Below are 13,544 nucleotides of genomic sequence, written 5' to 3'. Positions count from 1 at the left end.
GTTCCACCGCTGCTTCCACACCTATCTGGCCACCCCGCAAGAGATCGCCCAGCAGACTGCCGGCGCCTTCTTCAACCAGCGCGCGAGCACTCCACAGTTACTGCGCCTCGCCGCTGAGGATCTGCTCCCACAGCTTTTGTGCGGCGCGAGCGGGCATCCACGCGCTCTCCAGGATGCCCGCGGGGTCCTCGGCCGGGTGGCACCGGACGAACCACAGACCCCCGGCCGTGCAGAGCTCGAACATCGGGTACCTACACGAGCACGAATGGTCGCGGATCCGCAGCCGGTCGGCTCGAGGCAGGATCGGCGACCACTCCACTCGTACCGCCCCCACTCGGTCAGCCGACACATGGGGGCCGTGATGCTTGAAGCACGGGGGCGGACCGACACTCACGACCTCACCGTCATCTGAGTCTGATCCCGAAGCAGCGACACGAAGACCTCCGCGTCGTCCGCACTGACGGTTTGCCACAGCCCCTTGTCGATGTCGGCATCCCGGAGACGGACACCGCGCCGGGTCGCGTAGAAGACGCCCGCGTCGCTACAGAACAGCGACCAGGCCGGGAACGCCGCGCGAAGTATGTCGAGGTCATAGCCGCGTGCTGACATGCAGTCACCGTACAGGCTATGTCTACCCACGTCTACCCACGTAGGCGAGCGTGGGGCGACAGCCCCGGTTTTCTACCGTGGACCCATGTTCGAGTTCGAGCCCGACCGGCCGAAGTGGCAGCAGGTGGCAGACATCATTCGTCAGCGCATCCAGTCCGGCACCTATCCGCCCAAGTACCTGGTCTCCGAGCTCTCACTCGTCCAGGAATTCGGCATCGCTCGCGACACTGCCCGCAAAGCGGTACGCGCCCTCCGCGAAGAGGGCCTCCTCTACACCATCCCGCACATGGGCAGCTTCGTCAGCCCACCGTCTGACACCGAACCTGCACACAGCTGAACACCTCCAGCCCGAGCAGGCTGCATGACGTGAGCAGGCGGATCGCCAACAACGACCCGGACGCGCACGAGCTGAACAGCCTCGCGCCTTCTGTCAACAACATGACCCTCAATGAGGCCGGCGACCCTCCTCCTGATCCGCCATACCGGCAGCGGCAACTAAGTCCTCCCCAGCGGGACGGGACAACGCGCTGGGCGAGCCATCCCAGCAGCCGCTATCCGGGAAGGCTAGAGAGGAGATGGGGATCACGTGCGAGATCACCGGCATCATGGGCCCCAAGAGCGATCCCAAGCACGTCATCCTCTACACCCACCAAACAGACTGGGCGGCCCCAGCCAGGGCAGCGAACTTCAAAGCTATGGAAGCAGTGGCGCAAGACAGCAAAGCTGCAGTTCAGAAGCATGCCATCGACACGATGGGCCGAGACCCCTGGCGCATCGGGCAGATCGTCCGAGCCGCACTCGTGCTACTGCACCACGAGCACGATTGGACCATCTCGGCATCACACAACGCGATCTTCGGTTACTGAGAACGACTCACTGAGAAGTCGGAAGGTTCTGTACTGCATCGGCTGGCGTCGATGTCAGCTGATGTCCCTTGGTGGACTCCGCTGGCCAGGCCCGGAAGATCATACATAGGCAGGTTCGTGTTGTTACCCGTCCGCAAGATATCCAAGCATCTCTGCTACTTCTCGTGTCTCTTCGTGGTCTGGTCCGTAGAGGATGCGGAGGTCGTCGAACAGCGGGGTTAGTATCTCGTGTGCCGCCGTGACATCGCCCTCGCTGGCGAGGAGCGTCCCGATGCTGCGCCGGACCTCGATGGCGGTTTGGGAGATGTCGCTCTCCTTCGCGCGGACCAAACTCAGAACTTCGTGGTACTCCCGGAGCGCACTAGTGACGTGGCCGAGTTCCGCGCGGCAGTCTGCCGCGTGGCGGCGGCAGTCGATGACGTTGTTGCCAGTCGGTCCTTCGGTGGCCTCATAGGCCCGATTGAGGTCGTCGAACTCCGGTAGCGATCGGCGATAATCGCCGCCGACGAACAGAATCGCGGCCCTCTTCTTGCGCAGGGCGAGGACTCGTGGATGGCGGGCCCCAAGGGCGGCTGAACCTGAGTCGATCACGTCCTGGAGGGCGTCTGCTGCCTGAACGTAGCGCTCGTCGTCAAGGAGCTCGGTGACCTTACTGTTGGCGGCGGCGACGGCATCCTTGAAGTTGGTGTCGACCACTCCACCTGGAGAAGGAGCAGGTGCTGGCTCGGGGACGCTGGGGGCGGCCTCGGGCGGGCGTGGGGCGTTCGGGCGGCGATACATCTGGGTGGGATCCGGACATCCGGCGAACTGAGGGCCGCTCTGCGGCGCGGGTGATCCCGGCGGAGGTAAGAACGGCAGAAGGCTGACGTAGGCCGCGTACGCATCCGATGGGCGCTGCTCGGGCTTCTTGGCCAGCAGTTCGAGGACAAGCTTCTCCAGGTCCTCGGGCACTTCGGGGCGTAGCACGCGAACCAGCGTCGGTCGGGAATGGCGATGCTGCTCAACGAAGTCGTCCTCGGTGGGGCCGTCGAAGACTGGCTGGCCGGTGAGCAGCTCGTGGAGGAGACAGCCAAGGGCGTAGAGATCGCTCTGTGGGGTGACCTGACGGGCCCGGGTCTGCTCGGGCGACATGTACTGGTAGGTCCCCATCGGGATGCCGAGCCTGGTCAGCTGCGGCACATCAGGGCGGAGGATCGCGGCGATGCCGAAGTCGAGCACCTTGACCGTGCCGTCCGCGCTGACCAGCACATTGTCGGGCTTGAGGTCACGGTGGACGACGGGAATGGCGTGGGCGTGGGAGAGGACAGTGGCGATCTGTGCGGCCATCGCCGCCGCCCAGGGGATCGGCAGGAGAGCACCCGGACTGACGTAGGAGCGCAGGCTGGTGCCGTGGATGTACTCCATGACCAGGTAGAGCTGCTCATAGGGCTCTTCGAGAACAGCGTCGTAGACCTGGGGCACGCCATGGTGACGAATGCGCGCGGTGATACGGGCCTCACGCCGGAAACGGTCGGCGAGCTCCTTGGCATCTCGTATGGACGTGACCACGTCTGTCCGGATTACCTTCACCGCGACCTCGCGGTCGAGCACGGCGTCGTAGCCGCGCCAGACCGTGCCCATGCCGCCGGTACTGATCTTCTCGGTCAGCTCGTATCGCCCGGCGACGGGTTCAATCGACACGTTGTCTCCACGAGTCGTCCTCAGCACGTTTGGTGATCAGTGTGACCATGGAAGAGCTCGACTGTCCAACAGAAGCCGTCACGCCACGTCGTCGAGCCCCTCCTGCTCACGGATGAGCCGCCAGGCCGCCCGGCGGGCGGTCTTGGTGAGCGCGACCTTGAACGTGGGGTCCTTGTCGAAGAACCTGTCGCCGAGCGTCTTCAGGTTGTCGACGTGGTCGGCGACCTTCTCCTCGAAGACCTTGTTGAAGACGTGCCCGAAGTTGTCCGGGTCCACATTGGCGACGGCGGCCTGCCGTACCTCGTGGTCGGCGACGGCCTCGTTGAACGGGACGATCATGTCTCGTTCGGTGAAGCTGGTGCCGAACTTCTCGTTGAACTTCTCGATCAGCTCCGACAGCAGCGACTTCTCCTCCTCTTTGGACCGGCCGGAACCGTCGCCGAAGCCCTTGAGAACGGAAGCGCCTTCCGGGGTGAGGCCGAGGTCGTGCTCGCCGGTCTTCTCGGTCTTGACATGCGTGAGGTCGATCTCGCCCAGGTCCACGTCACCCCTGGCTCCGTGGGGGAGCCGGGCCAGCAGGTAGCGGCCGTAAACGTAGAGCAGCTCCAGGTCCTCGTCCTGGTAGGGGATGACCTGAGAGAGGAATCCGTACTTGCTGACATAGGCGTCCAGGTCGGACCGGAAGTTCTCGGCCTTCTCCTGGTCGTCCTCGTCCTCACTGTCCAGCAGGTCCTTGAACCGGCTGACAGCGGGCGCGAGCAGCCGGTAGAGCTCAGCGTGCAGCTTCTCGCGAGAGACCCTGGCCTCATCGGCCGCGAAGAGCGCTGCGGCGAAGGCGAGCATCTCCTGCTTGTAGAGCACCTGGTGACCCATGACCTTGCTCAACGCCGTGTACAGCAGGTTCGGGTCCGAGGGGAGCGTCTCCGCCTCCTCGAAGTAAGGGCGGAAAGAGTCCCTGATCTGCTCGGCGTCGTTGACGAAGTCGATGACGGCCAGGTCCGCCTGTGACTTGCGCTCAGCGGTCCGGTTCAGCCGCGACAGGGTCTGCACGGCGGCGATGCCCGCCAGCTTCTTGTTGACGTACATCGTGGTCAGCAGCGGCTCGTCGAAGCCGGTCTGATACTTGTCGGCCACGACCAGGATCCGATACTCGGCGCGGCCCCTGCCGCCGGCCTTCACGACCTTGTCGTCGGCGCGGGTGTAGGCGAACGCCTTGGGCAGGGCGTCCTCGCCGATGCCGCCGTTCTCCTTGACCTCGGTGATGTCCTTGTCGCCGTCGTGGTCGAGGCTGCCGGAGAAGGCGACCAGCACTCCGATGTCGCTGCCGCGGATCTCCAGCTCCTCCTTGATGGCACGTGACATCTGCAACGCGCTGACCCGGTATGGGGCGACGACCATCGCCTTGGCCCGTCCGCCCATCCTGCCTCGGGTGTGGGCCAGGAAGTGCTCGACGATGACGACCGCCTGCTGCGCGACGGTCGCATCATGGGTGAGGGCGTACCGGGCCAGCTGTGGACTGGCCTTCGACTTGTCCACCTCCCGGTCGTCGGGGTTCTTGCTGACAAGCTTCCAGAAGGTGTCGTAGGTGACGTAGGCGCGAAGCGGATCGAGGATGAAGCCCTCTTCGATCGCCTGCCGCATCGCGTAGGTGTGGAACGGCTTGAACTTCTCCTCGCCGTCGACCTTCGCCAGCTTGCCGAACAACTCCAGGGTCTTGGCCTTCGGCGTGGCCGTGAAGGCGAAGTAGGAGATGTTGGAGGCCATGCCGCGCTCGGCGGCGCTCTGCTTCAGCTTGGCGTCCACACTGGTGGCGCCCTGGGCTTCGTCCTCGGCGTCCAGGCCGAGATCACGTAGCGCGGCGCGGACCGCCTTGGCGGCCTCGCCGGACTGGGAGGAGTGTGCCTCGTCCACGACGATCGCGAACGTCCGGCCTTTGATCTCGGTCGGGTTGTCCTTGAGGTACTCCACCAGCACCGGGAAGGTGGCCAGCGTCACCGTGATGATCTTCCCGCTCTCCTTGGAGAGCGCCTTCGCCAGCTGCGCTGACTTCGCGCCCTGCCGCTCGTCGATCTTGACGACGAGCCCGGCGGTCTGCTCGAAGCTGCCGACCGTTTCACGGAGCTGAGCGTCCAGGTTGCGCCGGTCGGTGATGATGATCGTCTTGTCGAAGACCGGAACGCCGGGCTTGAGCCCTTTGGCCACCGCTGCGGGATCGAGCTCGCGGGCATCGGTCGCCGTGTGCAGCGCGCTCAAGCGGTGCGCCAGCCAGGCGATCGTGTTCGACTTGCCGGAGCCGGCTGAGTGCATGACCAGGTAGTTGTGACCGGCTCCATGCCGTACGGCATGCGCCGTGAGTTTCTTTACGGCATCCCACTGGTGGAACCTTGGGAAAATCGCCGAGCGTCCGCTGCCCTTCTTGTTCTTGGGCTGGTGGACGAAGCACTCCAGCAGGTCCAGCCAGTTGTCACGCTCCCACACCTGCTCCCACAGGTAGGAGGTCGGATACTTTCCCGGTACGGTCGGCGTCGGATTTCCGGCGCCGCCGGATTCGCCCGGGCCATCCGACCCCGTGTTGAAGGGAAGGAACGGGGTGTTCTTGCCGCGCAGTCTCGGGGCGACGAAGACCTGGTCGGGGTCGACGGCGAAGTTCGCCACCGACTTCTGGGCGAAGATCGGCTCGGTCGGGTCACGGTCTTCTCGGTACTGCTTCTTGGCCTGCTCCACGCCCTGCCCGGTGAGTGGGTTCTTCAGCTCGGCGGTGGCGACCGGGATGCCGTTGACGAACAGCACCAGGTCCAGGCGGTGGCCCTGGTCCGCCGCTTTGGTGGCGTAGGCGATCTCTCGGATGACTGTGAGCCGGTTGGCGCGGTAGTTGGTCAGCACGTCGTCGGATTCGACCAGGTTCGGCTTGAAGTAGGCCAGCCTGATACGAACGCCGCGATCCTTCACGCCGTTTCGCAGCACGTTGAGGACGCCTTCGGTGGCGATCTCCTGGTTCAGCCGTTTGGCGAAACCCTGCTGGGCGGCATCGGGTTCGTTGCCGTAGAGGGTGATGAGCCGGTTCCACTCGTCGATCTGGGTCGCGCCGATGAACGTGAACAGCTCGCCGGTGACCAGGCCAAGCTCAGGCCGATAGTCCGAGTGATGGCCCATCTCCCAGCCACGCTGCTGCATTTCGTCTAGGATCGCGCTCCGGAAGGCTTCCTCGTTGTGGTTTGCAGCCATCACTCCTCCACTCCACGTCCACTCGCCGACGACACATCGAACTGCCCGGTCACCGCTGCCGTGATCAGTGCCTGCCGTCGCTCGGCAAGCAGTGTCAGCTGACGTTTCATGGTTGTGCGCAGCAAAGCAGTTGCAGATGTACCTTCTCTAACACGCACAACCAGGGCCTCCTGCTGAGTGATTGCTGCAGCAGGAATTGGCCAGGCCCTAATGTCTTCCCCGCGAAGTTTGACCATCGACTGTGAAGAGCCGCGGGCAACGGCCTGTATGAAGGCCCGCACTCGACTGCTCATCGCTACTTGTGCCACGAACTCTGGGATAACGCCTTCAGTTAGCCCGACGCGGTAAATAAGATCGGGGAGGAGTAGCTTTTCGCATACTCCGTTCACTACCGCTACGTCTCCCACGAGATTCGGGGTGTTCGCCCTGGTGACAAGGAAGTCTCCGGGTCGGACCTCATTTACTCTTGCGGGTTCGACGTCGTCAGGGAGTCGCTTATTCTCGAGTGGATCAAAAGCTCCCCTCTTCACAGCACTAAGCTTGAGGATGCCCCACTCACCTGGCTCGCAGGGTGCAGCTTCGCATTGAGGGCTTGTACCCTGCTCGATAAAAGTGCTTAGCCGTCGCAGCGGTATCTCGCCTACATCCTCAAAGAGAGCATCGACCAGGGCATCTCTGAGTGCGGTGTCCCGCTCACCGAGTCTCTTTATCGCCTCGGCTTGGAGGGTGCTCAAGCGGTCGATGCGGGCGGTCTCGGCGTCGAGGAAGTCTGCGATTCGCCGCTGCTCATCCATTCTCGGTAGCGAGATAGGTAGCGCAGAAATCTCGCTGGGATTTATGGCTGGATAACTGACTCCGACTGACCGTGCAACAATATCATCGATAAATCGCTGAGAGTGGCAGTAGTAAGAAAGGAAGCGCGAATCGATGCATTCCTTGGCCTCCAGAACAGTGAATCCGGTAGAGAATACCAGTGGATCGCTCGTTTCTGGAACAGATGCAATTGCCCGGAGATATGTTCGCACGGTGGATACGATTACAGCGCCAGGCGGAGCCAAGCGCCTTGCCCGTGAGGGGGCGGCCGCGAACGTCAAATCCTCGTCGGGAATGTCTATATTGCCAATACTGTTCACCGAACCGATGTCAATGTAACGAAATCGGAATTCTGGATCTGTGCTCTCGGCCAAGGTGTTCTGGTTGACGAGAGCTACGTCCTTGATGCGATAAGTCATCCTTCAGTCACCTCGCCGAGTAGGATCTGGATCTCGGCCTCAAGGGACTTGAGTTCGGCGTCGATTTCGGCCAGCGGACGGGGCGGCGTGTAGACGTAGAAGTGCCGAGTGAACGGAATTTCGTAGCCGATTTTCGTCTTCTCATGGTCGATCCAAGCGTCGGGCACGTGTGGGAGGACTTCGCGCTTCAGATAATCCTCGATGGCCTCGTCCAGCGGGACATTCTCGAAGTCGCGCAGGTCCGGGTCGGGTTCCGGGTTTGGGTCGCCCTTCTTCTTGTACTGCACCTCACCCTTCGGGTCCTTAACGCCGATGGCGTCGCGGAGCGACTTGAGGAAAGGTGCCTTCGACGGCCACGGACTTCCGACGGCAGCCACCGCCGCGTGCAGAGCCGAGAATGCCTCGGCCTTCGTCCACCACGTGGAGCCGATCAGCGGGCGGATCGCCTCAAGCTGGTCGCTCACACCGATGTCGCTGCCGGCAGCGATCGGATTGTGGACCGTCAGGGAGGTCCGGACCTTGCCGAGAGTCTCTTCGGTGAGCTCGAAACGGAGCTTGAGCGGGCGCTCCACAGTGATACGACGGTACCCGAAATTCTCATTGCGGAAGATCTTGACCTTGCCGTGCAGCGGGTGCTCAGGGTCGTCGGCCACGGTGAAGGCTTCGCCGTACAGCCTGGTGATCTCTCTGATCTGGTCTGCGCCGATGGCCTTGCGCTTGTCGCCGAGGGACTTGCGCATCTTCTGCCAGTACTCCCGCGCGTCCAGCAAGATGACCTTGCCCTGGTGATCGGGGGACTTGCGGTTGCTGAGGATCCAGAAGTAGGTGGAGATCCCGGTGTTGTAGAAGAGCTGGTCGGGCAGGGCGACGATCGCCTCCAGCCAGTCGTTCTCCAGGATCCAGCGGCGGATGTTCGACTCGCCCGAACCGGCAGCACCGGTGAACAGCGGGGAGCCGTTGAAGACAATCGCGATGCGGCTGCCGCCCAGCGCGGGCGTCTTCATCTTGGAGATCATGTGCTGGAGGAAGAGCAGCGAGCCGTCGTTGATCCGGGGCAGACCGGCCTGGAACTTGCCTTCCGGTTCGCGCGCCGCCTCGTCCTCGATCTGGGTCTTGATCTTCTTCCATTCGACGCCGAACGGCGGGTTGGCCAGCAGGTAGTCGAACCGCTCCCGCAGGTGGCCGTCATCGGTGAAGGAGTTGCCGAAGGCGATGTGGTCCGGGTCCTGGCCCTTGATCATGAGGTCGGAGCGGCAGATCGCCCACGACTCGGGGTTGAGCTCCTGGCCGAACGCCTTGACGGTCGCGCCGGGGTTGAACGTCTTGATGTGCTCCTCGGCGGCGCTGAGCATGCCGCCGGTGCCGCACGCGGGGTCGAGCACGGTGCGTACGACACCGCTGTCGCGCAGCAGGTCGGCGTCGGGTGCGATGAGCAGGTTGACCATCAGCTCGATGACCTCACGCGGGGTGAAGTGCTCACCCGCGGTCTCGTTCGAGGCCTCGGCGAAGCGCCGGATCAGGTCCTCGAAGATGTAGCCCATCGCCTGGTTGGGGACCACCTGCGGGTCTAGGTCGAGGTCGGCGAACTTGCCGATGACCTGGTAGAGCAGGTCGGCCTCGTCCAGCTTCTTGATCTGCTGGGCGAAGTCGTACTTCTCCAGCACTTCGCGGGCGTTGTCGGAGAAGGCCGCAACGTACTGGTTCATCAGCGAGGCGGCGTGCTTCGGGTCGCCCGCGATCTTCTTGAGCGTGTAGCGGCTGGTGTTGTAGAAGTTGTGCCCGGCCGCCCTGCGCAGGAAGAACTCCCGCTCCTCGCCCTTGTCGGCGGCGTCGGCGACGGCGTCACGGGTGGATTCCAGGACACACTCTAGGCGGCGCAGCACGGTGAACGGCAGGATCACCTTGCCGTAGTCATGCCTGCGATAGTCACCGCGCAGCAGGTCGGCGACAGCCCAGGCGTGGTTGGACAGTTGGGAGTGCTTACCGAGGTCCAACGGGGGTCCTTCTCTCGTGGCGACCGGGAGGACAGTGTCCTCAAGTGTGAGGGGAATACGAAGAGCGGGAGGGCTGATCCAGTGGAAAAGTCATTGTTGCGGAGGTGTCAGCCCGCCACCGGTCAAGGCTGAGGAGACGATCCTGGCGGTTTCGGCGGCTAGTTCGTGCATGTGCCGGGTTGCCTCCTCCAACCGGTGCAGCTCGCGGAAGGCGGAGCCGTACCGGACCTGCTCTTCCAGTGGGAGGAGCGGCACCTTGAACCGCAGCGGATCGATGGGAATGTAGGAACGCAGACCGGATGCGGCTGCGAGATTCTCCTCCGTGAGTGAGAAGCCGGCCAGGAACCACGGGTCCAGCCGGGACGGGTCCACCCGGAGGGCGACCATGTCGGCGCCCAGCATGGCTCCCGCGTGGCGATCGTCAACCACCCGGAACCTCGCTCGCTCTCGCAAGGCGACCCCCTTTGGAAGGATGACGTCTCCCGCCGCCACGATGACTGGCGTGGCCGGTTCAGGCCGGAGAACGGCAAGCAGACCGCCCCGGACGAGATCGCTGATCAAGGCGGTGCGCCATGTCCTCGGCTGGTCTGACGCAGACCATCGTTGAGACGAGATCGCCTTGTCCAGATCGGCATGACTCTGGGAGAGCTGGCTGAGAAGAAGAGTGGCCTGCTGAAAAGCCTCTGCCGGCTCGAGTTGCGCACTGTGCAGGTGCCGGATCGGTGTGAGATCGACGTTGTCGCCGAAGAGTTCGACCACGGGGACCGCCCTGGCTCTACCGGGCACCGGTTCGAATTCAACCGGGTCGTTGAGGAAGGCCCGCCAAGTGGCGAGGGTGGTCTCCGTGAGGGTCTCCCAAGCAGGCGTTTCGTCGCCGCTTCCTTCGGACAGGTCGAGCATCAGGATCGGTTCGGCAACCGCACTGGGAGGGGGATTGCGCAACACCCACAGGTGAAGGCCGACGTGCAGCGGAACTGCGAGGCCGGGTGGCAGGGCGATCACGGCTCGGATGGCACCCGCTTTGAGTAGCTCGGTGCGAATCTTTCGGCTGGGCGTGCGCGTGGCCGTGGACGGCGGTAGCAGGAGCACCGCGTGGCCACCAGGGGCAAGGTGGGCGAGTGCGTGCTGTACCCATGCCAGCTCGCTCTCACCGCGGGACGGCGTGCCGTACGTCCAGCGAGGGTCGTAGGCCAGTTGGTCGTGACCCCACTCGCGGTCCCCGAACGGTGGGTTGCACAGAACCGCGTCTGCCTTCAGCCCATGGAAGGCATCGACGCGAAGACTGTCGCCAATGCGCACCAGCGTCGAGGCCTCCGGGCGGGACAGTGTCAGGCGTATGGTGCTCCGCAGCGCCTGCACCTCCAGCCGATCCTGCCCGAGCAGCTCGGTCGCTCCCCGACTGCCCGCAGCATCGAGGAGTGACCCACCGCCGCAGGCAGGGTCGAACACCGTCTCGGGGTAGTGGTCATCGGTCCGCAACAGGGCTGCCATAAGGTCAGCGAGCTGGCGTGGGGTGGTGAAAGCGCCAGGGGAGTTGCTGTCGGCGAGCTCTCGTTCGGCCAAGACGTCCAGGACAGCAGGACCACCCTCGTCGCGCACGCTGCTCGCGATGGCTCGGAGTACCGGTGCATCGTCGGTCTCATAGGTCAGCGTGGAGCTTCCCGGGAGGTCAGCGAGACTGACCACGGCCTGGTTGGCCGCCTCGACGAGCGCCTTGTCCGGCAGGGCGGTCCAATCGCGCTCGGCTTGCACAACGGCGAGCACGAAGGGCAGAAGCTGGTGCGCGATGGCGGTTCCCTGCCGGAGCCGTAGCAGCGTGCGGAGCTCAGCCAGAGCAGAACCCGATTTCGTCTGCCCGTGAGCTGCCAACCAGACCCGCACGGCTTCCAGGTCGTAGAGCGGACTGGTGTCTGCTCCAGCGGCAGGAGCGGGAAAGTCCGCGTGACGCCGCCGCCAATTGCTGACGGTGGCTCTGGTGACCCCGGCCAGCCGGGAGATCTCGGCGGCGGTCACGTACACCGGCTGCTGCGGCATGGTCTCCTCGTTCCCTTGGCGACTGCCGTGATGGTAACCGCGAAAAGCAGTCTTAGACAAGCGGGAACTTTTTAACAGCGCTTTCAGTCATACTCGGTGCAAGCTGTCCTCCTCTCACCCTCTTCCCCTTGGAGCACGCCATGGCACCCGCGACCCTGCCCGCCACCGTTTACCGACTCGCCGGCATCGCACCCACTGCGGACGCGATGTTCGACGCCACCTCCACCGGCCGCCTCGCGGCGCCGGGCGTCGATGTCATGGAGCTCGACATCGACGGTTCGCCGGCGGTTCTCTACTTCCGCCAGCACCCACCATCTAAGGCCGGGTGGACTCCTGGCCTCTCCGCGCTCACAGGCGTATCGCTTCCGCTGATCAGGCAGGACTGCGAAGCGGTACTGATCGTGGCGGCGGAGCCGTACGTCTATGCGCTCGGTTTCGGTCAGGGTTACCTCGCGGTCACTGACTCCCGTGAGCCGGGCTTCGGTTTGCACTGCGCGTTGCGTGCGGTCGACCCGGCACGAGTGCGCGACGTGGGTCGACGGGCGCTCGGCGGCCTGCCACGACACGACTCCACCTACGTCCCGGACGGCATCCCCATCGGTGGCGTCGGCATCCGAGACTACGCCGAGTTGGTCAAGAAGCTCGGTGGCCTGATCAAGGCCGCCGACCTCGGTCTCAGCCACCGGGAAAGCGTCTCTGTCGAAGGTGCTGACGGGTTGCGCTTGCCCATCCCGCTGGAGCCGACGGCGTTTCGAGCCCTGCTGCACCGGTTGAACGAGATCAGCGAGCGCGAGGTGCCGCCCGACTTCGAACGGCTGGAAGCCATCCGGCCAGTGGGCTCCGAGTCGCTCCGCGACAAGCTGGACGCGCTGCTTGATGAGGCACTCCGCGGGCAGGGCGACGCCCAGCTGTGTGTGGCCGTCCCGGCCGCCCTGGTCGATCTGCGCCACGAGGCGCGCTCATACCGCATCAAGGTTGGTAGCGTCGCGATCGTCCGGGAGGAGCTCGATCTTGACGACCTCCGCCGTCGGTGCAAGGTGCAGTACTGCACCAGCCCCTCCGCCGCGCTCCGCGACGGGACCGTCGAGATGTGTGCCGACCGTGAAGGAAAGGAGCCGATCGGCAGGGCCCGGGCCATCCGCTGGTTCGAGGCCGTGGTGGCGATTAGGTCACGCATCTACCAGCTCAGCGACGGGGAATGGTACGAGTGCGGTGCCGGCTACGTCGAGTCGATGCGGCGCCGACTGCAGCAGCTCATCGTGCCCGAGTCGGAGGTGACCATGTTGCCGTGGCGGGCCGGTGAGTCCGAGGAGGACTACAACGTGCGCATGCAGAACACGTTCGGACGAGGCCGGTATCTGTGCCTTGATCGCCAGTTCAGCCGGACCCGGCAGCAGCGGCGGGGTAAGGGTTACGAAGCGTGCGACGGGTTGACCGACCTGCACACGCTTGTGCATGTCAAAGCGGCGCACAGCTCGGAGCCCCTCAGCCACCAGTTCGCCCAGGCGCTGATCTCGACCCGGACGTTGTACAACGAATCGGATGCTCGCGCGAAGTTCAGCGCGAAGGTGGCGGAGCTGAGTGGCGGCCTGCTGACCGTGCCAGAGAACTTCGTGCCGGGCAAGATCGTGCTGGCCATCCTCCTCAAGGGCAAGGAACTGACTCCCGACTCGCTCTACCCGTTCGCCCAGGTCGCGCTCGTCGCACTCGCCGATACGCTCCAGCGTGATCACGGGGTGATCGTCGAGGTTGTCGGCATCCCGAACGATTCCTCGGCTGAGGAGGGCGACTGACAGCTCGACAGCATCACTACCTGGCACGATCTGGATCGGACGTCCTCAGCTAACGTAGCTCCGCCGGAAAGCGGAAGGCCATGCTGCCGCACCGCTTCCGGGTGCCCGAGC

10 protein-coding genes are annotated in these 13,544 nt (G+C 64.2%); 3 read left to right on the top strand and 7 right to left on the bottom strand.

Going from position 1 to position 13,544, the window contains the following annotated elements; all coding sequences use genetic code 11:
* Positions 1 to 97: 97 nt before the first annotated feature.
* Positions 98 to 244 (bottom strand): hypothetical protein, encoded by a 147-nt coding sequence (locus tag Nocox_RS07390; RefSeq protein ID WP_020544438.1) that lies wholly within the window; start codon positions 242 to 244, stop codon positions 98 to 100.
* Positions 245 to 390: 146 nt separating this feature from the next.
* Positions 391 to 609 carry a hypothetical protein gene (locus Nocox_RS07385; protein WP_020544439.1) on the bottom strand — a complete coding sequence of 73 codons (219 nt, stop codon included), beginning with the start codon at positions 607 to 609 and terminating at the stop codon, positions 391 to 393.
* An 85-nt stretch (positions 610 to 694) separates the two neighbouring features.
* Between Nocox_RS07385 and Nocox_RS07380 the strand changes: the two genes are divergently transcribed.
* Complete coding sequence (locus Nocox_RS07380) at positions 695 to 946, top strand: GntR family transcriptional regulator (RefSeq protein ID WP_020544440.1); 252 nt, start codon at positions 695 to 697, stop codon at positions 944 to 946.
* Positions 947 to 1,184: 238 nt separating this feature from the next.
* Positions 1,185 to 1,475 carry a hypothetical protein gene (locus tag Nocox_RS07375; RefSeq protein WP_020544441.1) on the top strand — a complete coding sequence of 97 codons (291 nt, stop codon included), beginning with the start codon at positions 1,185 to 1,187 and terminating at the stop codon, positions 1,473 to 1,475.
* Positions 1,476 to 1,598: 123 nt separating this feature from the next.
* Here Nocox_RS07375 and Nocox_RS07370 read toward each other — a convergent pair whose 3' ends face one another.
* The 5 genes from Nocox_RS07370 to Nocox_RS07350 form a co-directional block, all read right to left on the bottom strand.
* Complete coding sequence (locus Nocox_RS07370) at positions 1,599 to 3,155, bottom strand: serine/threonine-protein kinase (RefSeq protein ID WP_020544442.1); 1,557 nt, start codon at positions 3,153 to 3,155, stop codon at positions 1,599 to 1,601.
* A 78-nt stretch (positions 3,156 to 3,233) separates the two neighbouring features.
* Complete coding sequence (locus Nocox_RS07365; protein WP_020544443.1) at positions 3,234 to 6,329, bottom strand: type I restriction endonuclease subunit R; 3,096 nt, start codon at positions 6,327 to 6,329, stop codon at positions 3,234 to 3,236.
* A gap of 50 nt (positions 6,330 to 6,379) precedes the next feature.
* The gene (locus Nocox_RS07360; protein ID WP_084685735.1) at positions 6,380 to 7,612 is read right to left on the bottom strand and encodes a restriction endonuclease subunit S; all 1,233 of its coding nucleotides are present in this window, start codon (positions 7,610 to 7,612) and stop codon (positions 6,380 to 6,382) included.
* Entirely contained in the window at positions 7,609 to 9,606 is a 1,998-nt protein-coding gene (locus Nocox_RS07355) for a type I restriction-modification system subunit M (RefSeq protein ID WP_020544444.1), read from the bottom strand. Before Nocox_RS07355 ends, Nocox_RS07360 begins: the two co-directional genes overlap by 4 nt.
* Before the next feature lie 90 nt (positions 9,607 to 9,696).
* A complete protein-coding gene (locus Nocox_RS07350; protein WP_020544445.1) occupies positions 9,697 to 11,640 on the bottom strand; it encodes an N-6 DNA methylase in 1,944 nt (647 codons plus the stop codon).
* A 140-nt stretch (positions 11,641 to 11,780) separates the two neighbouring features.
* Between Nocox_RS07350 and Nocox_RS07345 the strand changes: the two genes are divergently transcribed.
* Positions 11,781 to 13,433: a DUF6119 family protein gene (locus Nocox_RS07345; RefSeq protein ID WP_020544446.1), complete on the top strand. Its 1,653-nt coding sequence runs from the start codon at positions 11,781 to 11,783 to the stop codon at positions 13,431 to 13,433.
* Positions 13,434 to 13,544 lie beyond the last annotated feature (111 nt).

It is taken from the genome of Nonomuraea coxensis DSM 45129 (assembly GCF_019397265.1).
GTDB lineage: Bacteria > Actinomycetota > Actinomycetes > Streptosporangiales > Streptosporangiaceae > Nonomuraea > Nonomuraea coxensis.
The sequence above is the reverse complement of the archived record's forward strand: the minus strand, read 5'-3'. Positions and strand labels throughout refer to the sequence as shown.

What these genes read in the sequence shown, in the direction of transcription:
- Nocox_RS07390 (WP_020544438.1), bottom strand. Translation starts at nt 244, where the DNA reads ATGTTCGAGCTCTGCACGGCCGGGGGTCTGTGGTTCGTCCGGTGCCAC.
- Nocox_RS07385 (WP_020544439.1), bottom strand. Translation starts at nt 609, where the DNA reads ATGTCAGCACGCGGCTATGACCTCGACATACTTCGCGCGGCGTTCCCG.
- Nocox_RS07380 (WP_020544440.1), top strand. Translation starts at nt 695, where the DNA reads ATGTTCGAGTTCGAGCCCGACCGGCCGAAGTGGCAGCAGGTGGCAGAC.
- Nocox_RS07375 (WP_020544441.1), top strand. Translation starts at nt 1,185, where the DNA reads ATGGGGATCACGTGCGAGATCACCGGCATCATGGGCCCCAAGAGCGAT.
- Nocox_RS07365 (WP_020544443.1), bottom strand. Translation starts at nt 6,329, where the DNA reads ATGCAGCAGCGTGGCTGGGAGATGGGCCATCACTCGGACTATCGGCCT.
- Nocox_RS07360 (WP_084685735.1), bottom strand. Translation starts at nt 7,612, where the DNA reads ATGACTTATCGCATCAAGGACGTAGCTCTCGTCAACCAGAACACCTTG.
- Nocox_RS07350 (WP_020544445.1), bottom strand. Translation starts at nt 11,640, where the DNA reads ATGCCGCAGCAGCCGGTGTACGTGACCGCCGCCGAGATCTCCCGGCTG.
- Nocox_RS07345 (WP_020544446.1), top strand. Translation starts at nt 11,781, where the DNA reads ATGGCACCCGCGACCCTGCCCGCCACCGTTTACCGACTCGCCGGCATC.